The organism is Aeromonas sp. 160P (assembly GCF_055193095.1).
Genome location: NZ_JBUXKV010000001.1, coordinates 2,964,462 through 2,983,656, shown reverse-complemented (window position 1 = coordinate 2,983,656; position 19,195 = coordinate 2,964,462). Strand labels below are relative to the sequence as shown.

Here is a 19,195-nt window from a genome sequence, read left to right as displayed (position 1 = left end):
TTCTATGTGGTCCGTGACGCTGGCTGCCAGTTCGCTCGCAAGCTCTCTCGCCTTGCCATCGGTCCAACGCACTCGCCATGTTACTCGCCTTGCTGCCAGGCAACAGCGACCGCGCGGCTACTTTGCCATATCTTTCATGCAAAAAGGGAGGCAAATGCCTCCCTTTCATCTATTTACCCGTCATCCCATGTCAGGATGGGCCAGACATTGATCAGGCAATCAGCTTGTCGTCGCTAAAGCCAAAGCCACGCAGACCCACCACATGCACGTGCTCGTGCTTGCCCTGCACTTTACGGATGAGCTTGTAAGTGGTGCCCTTCTCGGGGCTGATGTTCTCGGGCGCGGCGATCAGCAGCTGCATATCCTGCCGCTCGCACAGCTCGAACAGGGTGGCGATGGATTTGCCATCCAGACGAGCCGCTTCGTCGAGGAACAACAGACGGCAGGGGGCGATATCCTTGCCGCGCAGACGGCGGGACTCCTCCTCCCAGCTGATCAGCACCATCAAGAGGATGGCCTGACCGGTACCGATCGCCTCCCCGGTGGAGAGCGCACCGCTCTCGGCACGCAGCCAGCCATCGGCCCCGCGCTGCACCTCGATCTCCAGCTCCAGATAGTTGCGATAGTCGAGCAGCACGTCGCCCATCACCTGATAGCTGCGATCCCCCTGCTCTACTTGCGGGTTCAGGCGCTGGAACAGCTTGGCCATCGCCTCGGAGAAGCTGAGCTCCTTGTCGGCGAACAGATCGTTGTGCATGGCACTCTGATCGGCCAGCGCCGTCAGCAGACGGGTGTGGGCCTCGCGGATATTGACGTTGAGGCGCACCCCGCGCACCAGACCGAAGGCGATGTTCTGCAAGCCCTGGTTGAGCACCCGGATGCGGTTCTGCTCGCGGCGGATGATGTTGGTGATCTTGGCCGCCACCTCGTGGGAGGAGAGCGACAGATGGGTTTCCCGCTGCTTGAGCTCGTCAGCCAGACGGGCCAGCTCGATCTCCATCTCCTCGATGGCCTCAACCGGATCATCGGAGCGGATGATGTCGTTGCGGATGCGATCTTTGAGGTAACGGTAGACCTGCACATAGAAGGCGACCTTCTGCTCGGTGCTGCGGTTGCCCTCGGAGAGACGCAGCGCATCGCGCAGGGCCTCGTCGTGAGCCACCGCCACCCGCAGGGCGCCGAGTGCCTTGTCCGACATGGAGCGCAGCTCGTCGCTGTCGAGGTAAGCCAGCTCGCGCTTATTTAAACGCTTCTCGACGTCGGTCTCCCGCGCCAGCCGCACCACCCGCGACCAGCTCGCCTTGTGACCCACCAGGGATTTACGGGCGCTGAAGTAATCCTTGCCTTCGAGCGTGAGACGACCACCCAAAGATTCAATCTCACGCTTGGTCACCTGCAACTGAGCCTCGGCGCTGGTGCGACGGGAACGGGTGCGGATCAGCAGCTCTTCGATCTCTTTCTTGTGGGCGCGTGCCTTATCTTCCATATCGTCAGAGAGCGTCAGGCCCATGGCCCCTAGCTCCTGCTCGAATTCGGTCAGGGTCTGGCGCTTGGCCGAGGCGCTGGAATCGAGCGCGGTGCGCAGTTGCAGTGCCTCGGTATGACGCTGGGCAATCTGCTTGTGCTGCTCGCCAGCGGTGCGGGCCGCCAGCTCGGCAGCTTTAAGCTTCTCTTTGAGTCGCTCGCTCATCTCGGAGGCCTTGCCCAGCAGGTCTTGCGCATCCTGATAGGCAAAATGCGGCAGGCGGGCCACCAGCTGATCAAGGGCATAGCAGCGGCGCTTCTGCTCGGCCAGCAGCTCGCTCACCTCATCATAGGCAGCCTGAAGGGCAGCGAGATCTTGCGGATCCTGACGCAGTACCTGCACCACTGTCTCGAGCTTCTCCAGCGCCTTACCATGCTTGGCGATAAAGGCTTCGGCCTGTTTCAGGGCTTCCACGTCGGCGTGGGCCGCTTCGAGGCGGGCTGCCAGATCGGCTTCGGCAAACAGGTGAGCAAAGGGCAACATCCCCTGCACCAGCTGGATATGGCGGGCCAGCTGAGCGGTGGCCGCTTTGGCCTCGGCCAGCTGCTTGTCGCACTCGGTAATAGCCCCCTGCAATCCCCGCAGTTCGGCCTGTTTGGCCTGCACTTCGGCTTCGGGATCGGGGCGGAAGGCGATATCCAGATGCTGGCCGATAAAGTCGCGGAAGTGGCCGTAGAGACGGTGGTACTTCTGCTGCTCGAAGGCGGCTTTGGCGTAACCCTCGATCAGGCTCTCGCGCTCAAGATCAAGCTGCTCGATGCGTTTTTCCCGGGCGGCGCGGCCAAACAGCGGCAGCTCGGGGTAGCGGGAGAAGCGCACCTGACGCTTGCTGGTGCGCACCAGCACGGCGTCCCCCAGCTCGTCCGCTTCCACCAGATCCTCGTCAAAGGAGTCGGGGTTGCCCTGGATCAGGTAGATATCTTCCGGGCAATCTTCCAGCTTTTTCAGCCGCTCGATGGCGCCCTCAAGGTCGAGCACCACCAGAGCGCTGCGAGCCGGGCCGTAGAGCGCGGAGTAGTAAGGGGCATCGTCGATGGAGATGTCGTCATAGACATCGGAGAGCAACACGCCCCCCACCTGCTCGGCAATGCGGGCAAGGCGAGGATCCGCCTCGCCAGCACCCAGCTGCAGGTTGCGAATTTGCAGCTCCAGCGCCTGTTTCTGCGCCGCGATGCGGTTGCTCTCCTGCTCGAACTCGCGCTCCTTGTCGAGCACGCTCTGCATGCCGGACGACAGCTCCTCGGCGGTGGCGAGCGGCAATCCGCTCTGCTCGCGCAACTGCTCGAGTTTTTCAAAGGATTTAAGCCAGCGCGGGGCCAGCTTGGTGAGATCGCTAATATCGCGGCCGAGCTGGGCGCCCTGATGCTCCAGACTGGCGCGGCGCTGGTTCACTTCCGCCTGCTGCTCACTCAGCTCTTCCTGACGGGTGCGCTGGGCTTCGAGGAAGATCTCCAGCTCGTCCTGGCTGGCGATCAGCTGGCCGGAAGCCTGCTGCAGTTCGTCACGCAAGCGGAACAACGCCTTTTGGCTTTCGCTCTCTTTCTCGAGGCGAGCCAGCGCGGCGCGCAGCCCCTGCCCCTGGGCAATACGGGCCTTGTCTTCGATGTGACGCTTGAGCAGCGCCTGCGCGGTAGGCCAGGCGGCCTCACGCACTGTCTCGGGGGCGATGCTCAAAAGCAGCGCCAGCGCCGCTTCGTGTTCGGCCACCGCCGCCTTGGCCAACGCCAGCTGTTGCTCGGCCCCCAGCACCCGGCTGGTGAGGCTCTGCTCGGCGCTGCGGAACTGATGCAAAGTGTCGCTCGCCTGTTCGGCAGTCAGCCCCGGCAGTTCGCACTGCTCGCGGGCATTTTCCAGCGCCTGCACCGCCTGACGGTACTGGATGGCGCGGGTCTGCTGAATATCGAGCGCCTGCTGGTAGTCGGCCAGCTGGGTCTTGAGGCTGTCTACCTCGGCCTGCGCCAGCTCCTTGCGCTCTTCCACCTCCAGCAGCTGACTGTGGATCTCTTCCACGATCGCTTGCTGTTGCTCCAGCTTGTCGACCAGCTCCGCCAGATCGGCGCGATACATCTCGATCTTCTTTTGCAGCGCTACCGCAGCCAACACTTTGGCCAAGTGATCGGCGGCTGACTCAGCCTCGGCAGTGAGCAATTTTTCACGATTGGTAAGCTGCTCCACCTCGTCGGCCAGATAGATGGCGCGCTGGCGCTCTTCGGCCAAGATGCGGCGTTTCTCCGCCAACTCCTGACGCGCCTTGAGGGCCAGCTCGGAGAGACGGCTCTTTTCGGCGGCGTTGCGCACATAGTCCGCCGCCACATAGTGGGTGGTCTCGGTGATCAGGTTCTTGAACAGATCCCGCTGACCCTGGGTCTCTTTAATGGCTTCCAGAGTGCGGCGGTTTTCATAGATGGCCGCCTCCATGTCCTGAAACGCCTTGCGCACCCCGGAGTTCTCCGGCAGCAGGTATTCCCGCAAGGAACGGCTGATGGACGAGGAGATACCGCCATAGAGAGAGGCTTCGATCAGGCGATAGAACTTGCCGCGATCCTTCTGATCACGCAGTTTTTTCGGGGTGATGCCGAACTCGAACATGAAGTTGTGGTAGTCGGTCACCGTATTGAACTTGGCGACCTTCATGGCCCCCAGCTCGGCGGCGGCCCCTTTCAGATCGGAAAACGCCCGTACCCGCCCCTTGCCGTCATCGAGTTTTTCCAGCAGCAGATCGGTGGGTTGCAGCTGCTCGGGCACATCCACCAGCGCGAACGGGGTGATGTTGACCTTGTTGTCGCGGTTGGCCACCTGCTCGAGGTGGACGCCGACCCAGATCCGCTGTTCGCGGCTGTTCATCACTTCCAACAGGGAGTAGCAGTGGCCGCGCTGCAGCTTGCCGTAGAGCCCCTTGTCACGGGAGGCGCTGCTGGAGCCCGCTTCCGTGGTGTTACGAAAATGGAGCAGCGACTGGTCGGGAATAAGCGCGGCAATAAAGGCTGCCATGGTGGTGGACTTGCCCGCGCCGTTGCCGCCAGAGAGGGTGGTGACCAGTTGATCGAGATCGAAGGTGCGGGCGAAGAAGCCGTTCCAGTTGACCATGGTCAGGGATTTGAATTTTCCTCTCACGCCACACTCTCCATCACACTCTCAATCACACCAAGGGGCTTCATCAGTACCGGTAAATTAACGCTGCAGGTCATCTTCTACCTCCAGTTCAAGCTGTTCTTCATCTAGATCCGCTTCGATATCGTCAAACAGCGAATCGCTGCTCGGCATCTCGTCGTCGTGGAAGATGGCTTCCCCTTCCTGGATCATCCGCAGCTGCACGGCGCGCGGATCTTCGTCAGAGCGCACGTCGGCGGCAAAGCGGAACACAGATTCGTTGACCCGGAATTTGTCGCTGTTGCCAAGGGCGGTGATCATGCCAAGGCGACGCAGGCGACGCATGGAGGTGCGGATCTTCTCCAAGAGCTTCTTCTTGTCGAGATCGGTACCGCCAGAGCGGCTGTTGACCATCCGCAGCAGCTGCTTCTCGTCCGCGAGGCTCAGCACCTCTTCTTGCAGCTCGCCCATGGCGAACACCCCTTCCGAGGCGAGGCGATCCGGACTCAGGTAGAGGTAGCAGAGCACCTTGCCCACCAGCATATCGAGCTCAGACAAAACAGTGGTGCCGATGTCGGCGCTGGGGCGCGGACGCAGGTAGAAGAAGCCTTCCGGCGCCTTGATCAGTTCAACCTGATAGCGGCCGTAGAAGATCTCCAGCTCGTTGTGGTACTCCACCAGCGCCGAATGCGGTTCGAACTCGTCGGCAGTGATATGACGGCCGGAGCGCAAGGCGGTGTCGATGCGCGGAAACAAGGGGTTGGCAATCGCCTCTGCGAGCCGCAGCGGCAAGGGAAACTCAGTATTGATCAATGACATAGGCCTGAACCTTGGATCCAGCTTGGTTAATGGGTTTCCATGCGGGTTGGCGGTGCAGATCGCGCTCGCCGCTGGCATGGCCCAGGCGCACGGCCTGGTCGATCAGAAGACGCGCCACATCGAAATGGGCGTGAGCCGGGTAATCCAGCAGGTATTCGCGCAAGACATCGGCCAAATCCAGCTGCTGACCCTGCTCGGGATAGCGGGCCAGATAGCGCTCGATGCGCTCCGCCAGCTCCTGGTTAATATCCACCATCTCCATGTACTCCATCTCGAGGGGCACCTCGCCGGTCACCTCCTCGTCGTGAATGGCGATGGTTTCATCCCGCAGCTCCAGCAGACGGGGCTCCTCGGCGATACGCAGCAGCCAGTTATGCTGCTCGAAATTGCGGATGGAGTCGCGCAGCCGCTGGCTGAAGGCGCGGTTCTTGTCCATGTCGATGGCGTTGCGGATGAATTTGTGGACGTGGCGGTCATAGCGGGACCACAGCTCGATACACTGCTGGCCCCAGCTGGTGATCACATCCAAGCGCCCCTGCAGGGCGTGAGTCAGCTCCTCGACGTGGAACAGATCGTCGCGCCCTTGCGCCGCTTCCTGAATGTTGAGCAGCCCCGCCTGCAGGCGGTGGCCGGCGGCGTCCAGGGTATCTTGCAGCTCGCGCAGGGTCTGGCCGGTCTCGTGCAGCAGTTTTTCGCAGCTGTGAATGGCATCGACCCAGTTCTGGGTCAGCAGGGCCGCGATCTCGCTCTTGACCTGATTTTGCTGCTCATCCATGGCGCGCTGGGTCAGATCGATGCGCCCCAGGGTCTCTTCCAGCGAGAAGGTAAGCCGTGGCAGCACCTCGGCATCCCACTGCTCGCGGGTGTTGGTTTCAAGCGCCGCCTTGCGGGCGGTGTCGAGCTCGGCCGCCAAGTGCTCGAGCAAAATGGAGAGCTTGATGGAATCAACCGGACGCTGATCGAGAAAGAAGTCAACGATGCCGACCCCAAGGCGCGACAGGCGATAGAGGCTCTCCCCCGCCACCATGTCGGTGTTGAAGCGCGACAGCATCTGCTGGCGAATAAGGTCGTTGATGGCATTGTTGGCGCGACCGGTGAGGGTCTCGTCCATCTGGCCAAAGGCGTTGCTGACGTAGCCAAAGGCATCGTGCAGCGCCGCTTCCGACAAGTCCGACTCATCTTCGGACAGTGTCTTGATTGCAATCAGAAAGGCCAGCCGGTCGGTAGGCAGGCTCAGCGCCAACCCCTCCTGCCTGACCCACCCCACTATCTCCGGCAAAGAACGCTCGGGCAGGGTACGGGATGTACTCATCATGACGTTGTCATCTCGTTGTTGTAATTGAGCGCACAAACTTGCGCGCGGCTACATCCGGTAGCATCAAAAAATCACGTTATTCCGGGCATCAGCTGGCCGGTTTTTGCGCCATCACATGGATATAGCGCCCCAGTCCGACAAACGGCTCCTGACGGCAATATTGCTGCTCCATGGCCAGCAGATCGTCGAACTTCTCACTCTGATCCTGCCGGTTGCGCATATAGTCGTGGATCACCCGCACCCCGGTCTTGCCGATGATCTTGAGCCCCCCTCGCCCGATCCAGTCATAGACCTGCTCCGGCAACTGGGGATTGGTGGGGGTCAACGGCAGTTGACGCTTCTTGCGCAGGCCGAGCCGCACATAGTCAAAATTGCCCACCACCAGACTCTGAAACAGCAAGCCATGGCGGTTGTAAAAAAGCAGCGACAGTATGCCCCCTGCCTTGACGAAAGGGAACAGACCTAGCAGGGTCTGGCGCGGCTCGGCGAGCCACTCCAGCACCGCATGGCAGAGCACCAGATCAAAGGTGCCGGTCACATGGGCCTTGAGATCCTGAATGGGGCAATGGATGAGACGAATTCTGTCTTGCAGCCCCTTTTCGGCGATCTGGCTGCGAGCCAGCTCAAGCATGTCGGCAGAGAGATCGCACAGCTCCACCTGATGGCCCATGGCCGCCAGCTTCTGGGCAAAATAGCCAAAACCGCCCCCCGCATCGAGGATGCGCAGCGGTCGATTGCCAAGCCGGGCCAGGCAGGCTTCGATGTCACTCCAGACGATGGTGGTGCGAATGCGCCCCTTGGTGGAGTCATAAATGTTACGGGCGAACTTGTCGGTGCGGCCGTCAAAACTTTGATCTTGCTTCAAAAACACTCAACTTTAGCCGCTGCATTGGGCATGACGAAAAAGAAGGGTATTCTGTCACATCCCGAATTTGCTGAAAACTCAAGGAAGTGTGACTCGTGTTTGAGCTCAACCTGTTTGTGGTCAAAAAATGGCTAGGCCAACTGCTGATGCCACTCCCCTTCTCTCTCTCCCTGCTACTGCTCGCCCTGCTGCTGCTCTGGTTCACCCGTTTCCAAAAAACCGGCAAGCTGCTGGCCACCTTATCACTGCTGATTGTCACCGTGATGGGGATGCGACCGGTGAGCTATGAACTGGCCAGAGGGCTGGAGCAGACCTTCCCACCGTTCGAGGTGAGCCAGCATCCCAAGATCGAGGCGATCGTGGTGCTTGGCAACGGCCATGTCAGCGATCCGGCGGTGCCCGAGCGCTCCTGGCAGAACAATATCGCCCTGGCCCGCACCCTCGAAGGGGTACGCCTCGCCCTGGCCTATCCGCAAGCCGAGCTGATTTTCTCCGGCTATGTATCGGGGGATCCTCTCTCCAACGCCGAGGTCAACGCCCGGATGGCGATGAGCCTCGGCATCCCCCGCGCGCGAATGACGTTGTTTGAAAACAACAAAGACACCCATGACGAAGCGGTCAGCATCAGTGCCCATCTCAAGGGCAAAGAGGTGGCACTGGTGAGTTCGGCCACTCACCTGCCCCGCGCCATGGCGCTTTATCAGAGCCAAGGACTCAATGCCGTGCCAGCCCCCACCGACTACACCGCCAAGCAGAGCCAGGAAGCACAGCCGCTCTACAGCTATTTACCCAAAGGGCGTTATCTGATGTATTCCGAGGCTGCCATCCACGAATGGATTGGGGTATGGTGGGCCCGCTTGCGGGGGCAGGTTAACGAATGAGCGATCAAGCGTTTCATTCCTGATTTGGATCAGGAAAGCGAAAAAAAATTACGTCATTTGCCGCCGGGTCAGCTATCTTGGGCTCGGTTCAATTCATATAATGTCGCGCAATCAAATGCCTAGGAGATATACAAGATGAGACAGCACCTGGTAATGGGTAACTGGAAACTGAACGGCACCAAAGCTTCTGTTGAAGCTCTGATCAAAGGACTGACCCCGGCTGCTGCCGCTCATCCTTCTGTGCAAGTCGCCGTCTGCCCGCCGGTTATCTTTTTGGGTCTGGTTGAGCAGCTGACCGCTGACAGCAAAATTGCTTACGGTGCCCAGAATGCTGACCTTCACGAGTCTGGCGCCTTCACCGGCGAAAACGCCCCCTCCATGCTGAAAGCGTTCGGTTGCACCTACTCCCTGGTTGGCCACAGCGAGCGTCGTACCCTGCACGCAGAGACCGACGACGTGGTTGCTGCCAAGTACGAAGCGATCCAGAAAGGTGGCCTGGTGCCAGTTCTGTGCATCGGTGAAACTCTGGAGCAGTTCGAAGCCGGTGTGACCAAGAAAGTGGTTGAGACCCAGCTGAAAGCCGTTATCGACCGTTGCGGCATCGCCTCTTTCAGCAACGCCGTTGTTGCATATGAGCCGGTATGGGCCATCGGTACTGGCAAGACTGCCACTCCGGAGATCGCTCAGTCCGTTCACGCTCACATCCGTCAGTATCTGGCCGGTTTTGACGCTGCTATCGCTGCTAAAGTACAGGTTCTGTACGGCGGTTCCGTCACTGGCGCCACTGCTGCCGACCTGTTCGGTCAGCCGGACATCGACGGTGGCCTGGTCGGTGGCGCGTCCCTGAAAGTGGACGACTTCTCCCAGATCATCGCGGGCGCAGCCCAGTAATCCTCGATTACTAATAAGAGAGGGGCTCGTCCCCTCTCTATATCGCTTTTCCTATGGTCACCCCGCATTCCATAGGAAAGCCGATATAGTAAAAGTGGCTTGTCTATTTCAACATTCGTATTTGACAACTCAGATCCAGAGGCACTCATGACCAAACAAATCAAACGTATTGGTGTTTTGACCAGTGGTGGCGACGCACCGGGTATGAACGCAGCTATTCGCGCCGTGGTTCGCGCCGGTTTGCATCATGGCCTGGAAGTTTACGGTATTTATGATGGCTACCTCGGCCTGCACCAGGATCGCATCGTCAAGCTGGAGCGCCACAGCGTCTCCGACGTGGTAAACCGTGGTGGTACTTTCCTCGGTTCTGCCCGTTTCCCTGCCTTTAAAGATCCGGCGGTACGTGCCGAAGCTATCCAGAACCTGAAAAAGCATGGCATCGATGCGCTGGTGGTAATTGGCGGTGACGGCTCCTACATGGGTGCCAAAAAGCTGACCGAAGAGGGTTTCCCCTGCATCGGCCTGCCGGGCACCATCGACAACGACATCGCCGGTACCGACTTCACCATCGGCTTTGATACTGCACTGAACGTGGTTGTTGACGCCATCGACCGTCTGCGCGACACCTGCAGCTCCCACCACCGCATCTCAGTGGTCGAGATCATGGGCCGCCACTGTGGCGATCTGGCCATGTCTGCTGCCGTTGCTGGCGGTGCCGAGTATGTGATCGTGCCGGAAGTGGCTTTTGACAAAGAGAAGCTGCTGCAACAGATCAAGGAAGGCGAAGCCAAAGGCAAGCGTCACGCCATCATCACCATCTGTGAGCACGTCACCGACGTCAATGTACTGGCCAAAGACATTGAAGCGCTGACCGGTCGTGAAACCCGCGCCACCATTTTGGGCCATATCCAGCGTGGCGGAGCCCCGAGCGCCCGTGACCGTATCATGTCCAGCCGTATGGGTGCCTTCGCTGTTGAGCAACTGCTGGCTGGCGAGGGTGGCCGCTGCGTCGGTATTCAAGGTAACGTCATGGTGCATCACGACATCATCGACTGCATCGAGAATCTGAAACGTCCGTTCAATCAGGAACTCTACGATCTCTCTACCACCCTGTTCTAAGCGGCTGCCGTTTAGATAGCTTGGTAATGCAAAAAACCCTCCGCTGGAGGGTTTTTTCTATTTGAAGCAACCAGCCATGGCGCCAGCATGGCTGCTCATCCATCGGCCAGAGCGGCTAACATCCTCTCTTGGTAACGTGCCGCCATCATCCTGCTCCTATGCCGCAACCATGCGCACGGCAAGCGCTGTCATCCTCCCCTGCATTATCTCGGCGCTCCCCCTTGGCCCTATCAGGGAATATGGGCATGCCGCTGCTGTTACAACAGGCAGATCCACCGCAACTATCCCATTCATCCAACCCATATCAAGGACGACGGGCTCTGGCGGCCCCTCTTGATGGTTGACGATCACACAGATCTCTCAATGCCCGATAGCTGACTGTCCACCACCTATCGTCCCTATGTCAGCGGGATTGCAGTGACTTGGCGGCTCAACCAGAGGCATGTCGTGCAAGCAGCCCCCGATTTGCGGTCATCATTACCAGTGGTTACTTTTTTTGGCGGGGTTATCTTCGCCAGAAATGGTCAACAGCATGATTGCGACAGTTTTCATCACCCATCCAGGGCCATAATAGCCATGTTAATTTACCTAAAACAAAGATGGAGCCACATAACCCCCACCTAAAGCATTCACTCTAAAAACATAAAACATTGATTTGTAATGAATTTAATCAAACCAATTGATTAAAAGATCACCGCACAGCCAAATGGTCGATAAAAACAGCGCAAGATGACAAAAATAGACCGTTCGCCTACAGCAACCACCAAAACACCCATTTAAACAATAATGCGCTTGTTTTGAGGGCTGATTATGGTATCTTGACTGCATCAACTAACAATCTGGGTAGAAGAAAATGAAAGAATTTGTTGTTACTGCCGTCTTTACGGTGTTTTTTACCCTGGTTGCTGTCTCTCTGCCCTCACTGTCACAGTTCTGAGCCGGATAGAGAGACATCAATCCGGAACATCCCTGTCAGGCATGCCTGTTTCATCGCCACTAACTGGCGTTTTTCAACAGCACTGCCGCGATAGCCAACATAGATATGATTTCTGTACGTTGACGCTGTTTCTTTCGCCACAAGGGTGTAACCAGGATGGTTTAACCACACTCTGTTTGACTTGATGAAAGACAACCAGCAGCAGATCATATCCGAGGGGAGCCAAGCTCCCCTTTTTGTTGCCTGCCATTTAGCAACCCTCCAGCCGCCGCTACAGGCTGACCGTCTCTACCCTCGACATTGTTCCCCTGCCAGTGCTCACCATTCACTCCAGCGCAAGCAGCCCCTTGCTCACGCTTTCCCCCTGATACCTGTCCGGCAGATATAAAAAAGCCCCCACCATAATGGCAGGGGCTCGCGTCACACAGTTTCAGTTCAGGGCTGTTTATCTCAGCGCTGTTTTAGTTCAACTCAAAGCTGTTATGCCTTGTTCCAACGCTGTGGGTCATATTCCGGGCTAAAGCGGTCAACAATGACAGCACAAGCCGCATCACCGGTGATATTGAGGGAGGTGCGGATCATGTCGAACAGACGATCCAGCGCAAACAGCAGCGGCAACCCTTCGATGGGGATCCCGGCTGCCAGCAGCACGGCAACTACCAGGAAGCTTGGGCCCGGCACACCGGCCTGACCGATCGCCCCCAGGGTGGAGGTCACTATGATGGCAGCCCAGGCACCAACACTCAGGTCGATGTTGTAGACCTGCGCAAAGAAGATGGCGACCAGACCGTAATAGATGGCGTTGCCGCTCATGTTGATGGTGGCCCCCAGCGGCAGCACAAAGGAGGCAGTCGCGTTGGTCACTTTCAGATCATGCTCGCAGGTCTCCATGTTGACCGGCAGGGTCGCCATGGAAGAGGCGGTGGAGAAGGCCACGATCTGCGGCTTCTTCATGGCGGAGAGGTACTTCATCACCGGCGTATTGGAAAACGCCATCACCAGCAGCGGATAGACCACAAAGCCGAAGATCAGGATGGCAGCCACATAAACCACGAACAGCTTGAGCACCAGCGTCAACACGTCGAAGCCATAGGTACCGATGGCTTCGGCCATCAGACCAAACACCCCGAGCGGCGCAATGATCATCACTTTGTTGATCATCCAGACGAAGGCATCCACCAGGGTATTGAGCCCATCGACCAGCGGCTTGGCGCGCTCGCGCGGCTGTTTGGCCAGCGCAATGCCGAGGAACATGCAGAACACCAGGATCTGCAGGATGTTCGCCTCGTTGAGCGACTGGAACACGTTGGTGGGGATCATGCCAAGCAGGGTGGCAACCGCATCCGGCAGCGCCCCTTTATCGGCGTAGTCACCGCTAAACATGGCGGAGGCTGAACCGAAATCGACCCCGACCCCGGGTTTGAAGATCTGTCCCATCACCAGCGCCAGCAGCACAGCCAGAGCTGATGTGCCGAGGAAGAAGGCCAGGGTGGCAGCGCCGATCTTGCCAGCAGCCGGGCTAGCACCCAGATTGGCTGCACCCGAGAGGATGGCAACCGCCACCAGCGGGATCACCAGCATCTTGATCAGCTGGATAAACAGGGTACCGAGCGGTGCAAACACAGTGGCTTGTTCACCCATGAGGGCCCCGACTACTGCGCCCAATACCATGGCCACCACAACCTGGAAGCCGATGTTTTTAATGAGTCCTTTAGTTAACACAATACGTTCCTTTATGTAGCAGAATTCACACTTTCCCAGTGCAATTAACCAAATAGGGGAATGAGCATCGGCTCATTCCCCTATTTGGTCGTGTTATCTCACATTTAATAGCTGTTTTAAATCAGCAAGTCGTTAACCTTAACTATTAATAAGTTTGCTAAAAAGTAAAGATTCAACGCGGCCACTGTGATTTTTAGCCCATCCCCCCATGACAATTGGCAAAAGATTGTGCTAGCTTGGCTGCACAAACGTACACACAGGGATGTAAAGATGCTGAAAGTTAACGAATATTTTGACGGAAATGTAAAATCCATCGGTTTCGAACAAAAAGGCGAAAAATCTACCGTTGGGGTGATGAACGTCGGTGACTACCAGTTCAACACCGCCGCCCCCGAGCGGATGACAGTGATCAAAGGCGCACTCACCATTCAGCTGGCGGATGAAGATCAGTGGCACACCTATCACCAGGGTGAATCCTTCCTGGTCGCGGGCCACTCCTCCTTCAAGCTGGAAGTGAAAACCCCTACCGCCTATCTGTGCGAATTTCTCGACTGATCCCGCCGGTTGAAGGGGCCAGTCCCCTTCAACCCGGATGAACACGCCGTCACCACTTTATCTGTGCCCATGTCACAGCACTGCATCTCCCCCCTTTCTATCTACGGCAAAAATCCTAGAATAAACAGACATAAACCATCACCGGATTGATGTCATGATCAGCGTGTTTGACCTGTTTTCCATCGGCATTGGCCCCTCCTCTTCCCACACCGTCGGTCCTATGCGGGCCTCTTATGCCTTCGTCCAGCTGCTCCGCCAGCAAGGTCATCTGCCACACACTGCGCGGGTCGAAGTGGAGTGCTACGGCTCGTTGGGCCAGACCGGAAAAGGGCATGCGACCGGCAAGGCGATCATTCTGGGGCTGGCCGGTTTTGAACCGGAATCGGTCGATATCGATGCTATTCCGGATCTGCTGGCCAAGGTGGATAAAGAGCAGCGCCTGCTACTGGCCGGTGAACAGCCGAGCCACTTCCCCCGCAGCGGAGCCATCATCTTCAACCGCCGCAAGACGCTGGCGGCCCACACCAACGGCATGACCCTGCGCGCCTTTGCCGCCGACAACGTCCTGCTGTTTAGCCAGACCTACTACTCCATCGGGGGCGGTTTCATCATTGAAGAGAGCCACTTCGCCACCGCCAAAGAAGAGGCCATCAAAACGGATGCCGAGCACCCGGTCCCCTACCCGTTTGATAGCGGGGCCGAACTGCTCGCCCACTGCCAGGAGAGCGGCCTCTCTATCTCTGGCCTGATCCTGGCTAACGAACGGGTGTTTCGCAGTGATGAACAGATAAAAACGGGGCTGCGCAAGATCTGGCAGGCGATGCAAGGCTGTGTCGAGCGGGGCTGCAAGAGCGAAGGGGTACTGCCGGGCGGCCTCAAAGTGCTACGCCGCGCGCCGGGGTTGTTCCGTCAGCTCAGCTGCGAAACCAACTTCAACAAGGATCCGCTGATGGTGATGGAGTGGGTCGATCTGTTTGCCCTCGCGGTCAATGAAGAGAACGCGGCCGGTGGCCGGGTGGTCACAGCCCCCACCAATGGTGCTGCTGGCATTATTCCTGCGGTACTGCACTACTACGATCGTTTCGTCCACAAGGTGGATGACGAGATGCTGGTACGCTACTTCCTCACCGCGGCCGCCATCGGCATCTTATATAAGAAGAACGCCTCGCTATCGGGGGCGGAAGTGGGCTGTCAGGGTGAGGTCGGGGTCGCCTGCTCCATGGCTGCCGGGGCACTGACTGAGTTGTTTGGTGGCAGCCCGGCCATGGTCGAGAACGCCGCAGAGATCGGTATGGAGCACAATCTTGGCCTCACCTGCGATCCCATCGGCGGGCTGGTGCAGGTGCCCTGCATTGAGCGTAACGCCATGGGGGCGGTCAAGGCGATCAATGCCGCCCGCCTTGCCCTGCGTGGCACTGGCGAGCACAAGGTATCGCTGGATAAGGTGATCAAAACCATGTGGGAGACCGGCAACGACATGAAGACCAAATACAAGGAGACCGCCCGCGGTGGCCTGGCAGTTAACATTACTGAATGTTAAAAAACAGAAACTGACTCCATTTGGTTCCTAAATGCCCGGCATCGCCGGGTATTTTTATGGGCAAACGCTTAACAAAATGGATAAGCAACAAAATTAATTTTATAATCCAGCCTCAGATTCAACAAAAATAGATCTATTTCAACTTTTTTTAGGTCTTGAGCCGTTACACTACGGTTATCTGGTTCAGTGACCGCGTTCTACCAAGAGCGCTCCATGGATCTCCCAAATTTCTGTGAGTGGGCATGCCGCCCCCTTCTACCCTGAGGTAATTGTGACATGATCAGCGTTTTTGATATCTTCAAAATCGGTGTAGGCCCCTCTTCTTCCCACACGGTTGGCCCGATGAAAGCGGCCAAGCAGTTTGTTGACGAGCTGCGCGCAGGCGGCAAAATCCGCGAGATCACCCGCATCAAAGTGGATGTTTACGGCTCCCTCTCCTGGACCGGTAAAGGCCACCACACCGACACCGCTATCATCATGGGTCTGGCAGGCAACTTGCCGGAAAACGTCGATATCGATGCGATCCCCGAGTTTATCTCTCGCGTCGAGCAGACCGAGCGTCTGCCGATCGGTCTGCACTGCCACACCGTCAGCTTTCCGCGCAATGCCATGGTGTTCCATGACGAAGCCCTGCCGCTGCACGAAAATGGCATGAAGCTGACCGCGTTCATTGAAGATGAAGCGGTTTACAGCAAGACCTATTACTCCATCGGCGGTGGTTTCATCGTTGATGAAGAGAACTTTGGCAAAGCAGACAGCGGCGACATGTCGGTCCGTTATCCGTTCAAGAGCGCAGCCGAACTGATTGCCCACAGCAGCCAGACCGGTCTCTCCATCTCCGCCCTGATGCTGGAGAACGAGAAGTGCTTCAATACCCCGGAAGAGATCTACAAGAAGTTCGGCAAGATCTGGAACACCATGCGTGAAGGGATCGAGCGCGGCTGCCGCACCGAAGGTGTACTGGCCGGCCCGCTGCGGGTTCCCCGCCGTGCTGCCCCGCTGTTCCGTCAGCTCAGCACCAACGAGAATCTCTCCAACGATCCGATGAACATCATTGACTGGGTCAACATGTTCGCGCTGGCCGTGAGTGAAGAGAACGCGGCCGGTGGCCGTGTGGTGACTGCACCGACCAACGGTGCCGCAGGTATCATCCCGGCCGTGCTGGCCTACTACGACAAGTTCATCCAGCCGGTTGGCCGCGACGAGTACACCCGTTTCTATCTGGCTGCCGGTGCCGTCGGTATTCTCTACAAGATGAACGCTTCCATCTCCGGTGCCGAAGTGGGTTGCCAGGGTGAAGTGGGCGTATCCTGCTCCATGGCCGCAGCTGGTCTGACCGAGCTGATGGGCGGTAGCCCGGAGCACGTCTGTGAAGCCGCCGAGATCGGCATGGAGCATAACCTGGGTCTGACTTGTGATCCGGTTGCCGGTCAGGTACAGGTACCTTGCATCGAGCGTAACGCCATTGCCGCCATGAAGGCGGTCAACGCCTCCCGCATGGCCCTGCGTCGTACCTCCAAGCCGCGTGTATCACTGGACAAGGTCATCGAGACCATGTACATCACCGGCAAGGACATGGACTCCAAGTACCGTGAAACGTCCCGTGGTGGTCTGGCCATCAAGGTGATGCAGGTTGCTTGCGAATAAGGGTTCACCCTCTTGTTCAAAGGGGGATCGCAGATGATGGCTGGCAGTTAAGGCGCCATTGACCGATCCCCCACAATGAAAAATCCGAAACCTGTTGCAGGGTTTCGGATTTTTTTCTGCCTGTCGAACAGGGTCAGGAAGCGAGCCACCGGCGGCCAGCAGTAGGCAAGCGGGCCTGCGATCACTACAATGGCGCTCTTTTGGATGTAACGAGTAATAGACATGGCGGAACTGACCTATCTGGGTGGCTATCCAGATCCCCTCAAAGCCCAGGTACAACAACTGATCAGCGCAGGCAAGCTGGGGGATATGCTGGCCAAACGCTATCCCGATAGCCATCAAGTCCAGAGTGACAAGGCGCTGCTGGCCTATACCATGGAGCTGAAGAACCGCTACCTCAAAAGTTCGGCGCCGTTATCCAAGGTGGTCTTCGATGGCAAGATCAATGTCATCAAGGATGCCCTCGGCCTGCACACCTATATCAGCCGGATCCAGGGCAACAAGCTCAAGGCCAAGAACGAGATCCGCATCGCCGCCCTGTTCAAGGAGGCGCCACCGCCCTTTCTGAAGATGATCGTGGTACACGAGCTGGCCCACATCAAAGAGAAGGATCACAACAAGAGCTTCTATCAGCTCTGCCAGCACATGGAGCCGGACTATCATCAACTGGAGTTTGATCTCAGACTCTGGCTCACCTGGCGCGATATCGACAAGGCCAGCCGCTAGGCTGACAACCGTTTCAAGGAGGAAACATGTCATTTACCGCCATCCCCTTTAGCGCCACGCGCTTTATTACCACTGTGGTCATTGCCAATTTGAGCAGCGCTGCCCGCCTCCGCCGCGGGTCACGCGGGCTACTGGCCTTGCTGCTTCTGCTCGCGGGCCACAGCGCCCAGGCCAATGAGCGCTGGCAGAGCGATAGCTATCTTATCGAGAGCTTTATGGCCATCGCCATGGAGCGGGAGTATGGCGAAGCCAAGCAGACCCGCTTCGCCCGCTGGCAGCAGCCAATCCGGTTGCAGCTCATCAACGAGTCGGGGGACAAGCCGCTGCAGGCGGAGGTGGTCAAGGTGCAGGCGGCCCATCTGGCCCGCATCACCGGTCACCCCATCAGCATGGTGACCGCAAAGCCCAATCTGACCCTGATCATGACCGACTACAGCAAGATGAAGAGCTGGGCCAACCGCACCATGGGCAACGACCCGTCGGTCAACATCGCCCTCAAGGAGGGACTCTGCCTTGCCAACTTCGCCACCAACCCGCAGCACGAGATCAGCCGTGCCACCATCATCATTCCGGTGGACTACAGCCGAGCCAAGGGGCGTTTTCTCGACTGCGTGGTGGAGGAGTTCACCCAGGTGATGGGGCTGCCCAACGACTCGGACAAGGTGTTCCCCTCCATCTTCAATGACAACAGCATCGACAGTTTTTTGACCGGGCTGGACTATGTGCTGCTCAAGATGGCCTATCACCCGGCCCTCAAGCCGGGGATGAGCAGTGACGAGATCCGCGCAGCGCTGCCCACTGCGCTGGCGGATCTGCGCGCCAAGGGGGAGATCCGCCAAGCCAATCGCCGGGTGCAGCAGCAGAGTTTGAAAAGCTGGGCGGGGCTGTGAATACCTCCCCTGCCGGTGCTATCAGGCAGCAGTGGCGGCCATCACCTCAGCCACTGGTTCGCAGTGGGGCTCGAAGCGTAGCACCCGATGGCAGATCTGGCGCAGCAGCGCCTGTTGGTGGCTAAAAATCAGGATGCCAAGCCCGCGCTGTTCGCACTCGCGCATCAACTCCCGCCAAATATGGCGCTGAATTTGCGGATCCAGCTGGGCGGTCACCTCATCTGCAATAAGCAGACGAGTGCGGGGATCGAGGGCGCGCAGCAGCGCAATGCGGGCCAACTCGCCGCCGGAGAGCTGGCCCGGCTTGCGACTTAGCCATTCGGGCTTGACCATAAAGCGGGCCAGCATGGCGTCATCGGGGCGCCACACATCCCACAACGCCTGGCCGGTAGTGCGATAGGGATTGAAAGTGAGTTCCGGGTGCTGGGGCACCAGCTGGATGGGGTTATAGCCTTTAACCTGTTCAGGCACCGGTTGCCCATCCAACCGCATTTCCCCACTTCCCCGAACCGGTTGCCAACCGGCCAATACCCGCCCCAATGTGGTCTTGCCATAACCGCTCGGGGCGGAGATGCCGAGCCGCTCGCCCGCTTTGACCGTCAGGACAAGCCCCTGCCAGAGGGGGCGTTCCCCTTGGGCGATGGTGAGATCTCGTACTTCAAACATCAGGAAA

Annotated in this window: 15 protein-coding genes; 8 read left to right on the top strand and 7 right to left on the bottom strand. The window is 58.2% G+C overall.

The window, feature by feature from the left end:
• Positions 1 to 211 precede the first annotated feature (211 nt).
• The 4 genes from mukB to cmoM all read right to left on the bottom strand — a co-directional run bounded on the left by mukB (position 212) and on the right by cmoM (position 7,614).
• Complete coding sequence (gene mukB / locus ACY8FN_RS13950) at positions 212 to 4,639, bottom strand: chromosome partition protein MukB (RefSeq protein WP_463100344.1); 4,428 nt, start codon at positions 4,637 to 4,639, stop codon at positions 212 to 214.
• Between the two features lie 57 nt (positions 4,640 to 4,696).
• Positions 4,697 to 5,434: a chromosome partition protein MukE gene (gene mukE, locus ACY8FN_RS13945; RefSeq protein ID WP_101319947.1), complete on the bottom strand. Its 738-nt coding sequence runs from the start codon at positions 5,432 to 5,434 to the stop codon at positions 4,697 to 4,699.
• A complete protein-coding gene (gene mukF / locus ACY8FN_RS13940) occupies positions 5,415 to 6,749 on the bottom strand; it encodes a chromosome partition protein MukF (RefSeq protein WP_098969376.1) in 1,335 nt (444 codons plus the stop codon). Before mukF ends, mukE begins: the two co-directional genes overlap by 20 nt.
• Positions 6,750 to 6,837: 88 nt before the next feature.
• Positions 6,838 to 7,614, bottom strand: a complete 777-nt coding sequence (gene cmoM, locus ACY8FN_RS13935) for a tRNA uridine 5-oxyacetic acid(34) methyltransferase CmoM (RefSeq protein WP_042021857.1) — start codon at positions 7,612 to 7,614, stop codon at positions 6,838 to 6,840.
• Positions 7,615 to 7,724: 110 nt separating this feature from the next.
• Between cmoM and elyC the strand changes: the two genes are divergently transcribed.
• The 3 genes from elyC to pfkA all read left to right on the top strand — a co-directional run bounded on the left by elyC (position 7,725) and on the right by pfkA (position 10,505).
• Positions 7,725 to 8,495, top strand: a complete 771-nt coding sequence (elyC, locus tag ACY8FN_RS13930) for an envelope biogenesis factor ElyC (RefSeq protein WP_463101177.1) — start codon at positions 7,725 to 7,727, stop codon at positions 8,493 to 8,495.
• Positions 8,496 to 8,630: 135 nt separating this feature from the next.
• Entirely contained in the window at positions 8,631 to 9,386 is a 756-nt protein-coding gene (gene tpiA / locus ACY8FN_RS13925) for a triose-phosphate isomerase (protein ID WP_463100343.1), read from the top strand.
• A 147-nt stretch (positions 9,387 to 9,533) separates the two neighbouring features.
• Positions 9,534 to 10,505 carry a 6-phosphofructokinase gene (pfkA, locus tag ACY8FN_RS13920; protein ID WP_101319944.1) on the top strand — a complete coding sequence of 324 codons (972 nt, stop codon included), beginning with the start codon at positions 9,534 to 9,536 and terminating at the stop codon, positions 10,503 to 10,505.
• A gap of 1,417 nt (positions 10,506 to 11,922) precedes the next feature.
• Here the strand turns inward: pfkA and ACY8FN_RS13915 are convergent.
• Positions 11,923 to 13,164 carry a dicarboxylate/amino acid:cation symporter gene (locus ACY8FN_RS13915; RefSeq protein ID WP_082186799.1) on the bottom strand — a complete coding sequence of 414 codons (1,242 nt, stop codon included), beginning with the start codon at positions 13,162 to 13,164 and terminating at the stop codon, positions 11,923 to 11,925.
• A 270-nt stretch (positions 13,165 to 13,434) separates the two neighbouring features.
• Here ACY8FN_RS13915 and ppnP point away from each other — a divergent pair, with 270 nt between their 5' ends.
• From ppnP to ACY8FN_RS13900, 3 genes are all read left to right on the top strand, one after another.
• Complete coding sequence (gene ppnP, locus ACY8FN_RS13910) at positions 13,435 to 13,719, top strand: pyrimidine/purine nucleoside phosphorylase (RefSeq protein WP_463100342.1); 285 nt, start codon at positions 13,435 to 13,437, stop codon at positions 13,717 to 13,719.
• A 154-nt stretch (positions 13,720 to 13,873) separates the two neighbouring features.
• Positions 13,874 to 15,259, top strand: a complete 1,386-nt coding sequence (locus ACY8FN_RS13905; protein WP_101347261.1) for an L-serine ammonia-lyase — start codon at positions 13,874 to 13,876, stop codon at positions 15,257 to 15,259.
• Between the two features lie 276 nt (positions 15,260 to 15,535).
• On the top strand, positions 15,536 to 16,906 hold the full coding sequence (locus ACY8FN_RS13900; protein ID WP_101319941.1) for an L-serine ammonia-lyase: 1,371 nt from the start codon (positions 15,536 to 15,538) through the stop codon (positions 16,904 to 16,906).
• A 47-nt stretch (positions 16,907 to 16,953) separates the two neighbouring features.
• On the opposite strand, the gene ACY8FN_RS13895 is transcribed toward ACY8FN_RS13900, so the two are convergent.
• Complete coding sequence (locus tag ACY8FN_RS13895; protein ID WP_463100341.1) at positions 16,954 to 17,130, bottom strand: hypothetical protein; 177 nt, start codon at positions 17,128 to 17,130, stop codon at positions 16,954 to 16,956.
• On the opposite strand from ACY8FN_RS13895, the gene ACY8FN_RS13890 reads away from it, so the two are divergent.
• Together ACY8FN_RS13890 and ACY8FN_RS13885 are read left to right on the top strand one after the other, a co-directional pair.
• Complete coding sequence (locus tag ACY8FN_RS13890) at positions 17,129 to 17,632, top strand: M48 family metallopeptidase (protein ID WP_042021847.1); 504 nt, start codon at positions 17,129 to 17,131, stop codon at positions 17,630 to 17,632. The two genes, ACY8FN_RS13895 and ACY8FN_RS13890, sit on opposite strands and share 2 nt — an antisense overlap.
• Positions 17,633 to 17,658: 26 nt before the next feature.
• The gene (locus tag ACY8FN_RS13885) at positions 17,659 to 18,522 is read left to right on the top strand and encodes a DUF2927 domain-containing protein (protein WP_463100340.1); all 864 of its coding nucleotides are present in this window, start codon (positions 17,659 to 17,661) and stop codon (positions 18,520 to 18,522) included.
• A gap of 21 nt (positions 18,523 to 18,543) precedes the next feature.
• Here ACY8FN_RS13885 and ACY8FN_RS13880 read toward each other — a convergent pair whose 3' ends face one another.
• Positions 18,544 to 19,188, bottom strand: coding sequence for an ATP-binding cassette domain-containing protein (locus ACY8FN_RS13880; protein WP_463100339.1), 645 nt, complete (start codon positions 19,186 to 19,188; stop codon positions 18,544 to 18,546).
• Between the last annotated feature and the right edge of the window lie 7 nt (positions 19,189 to 19,195).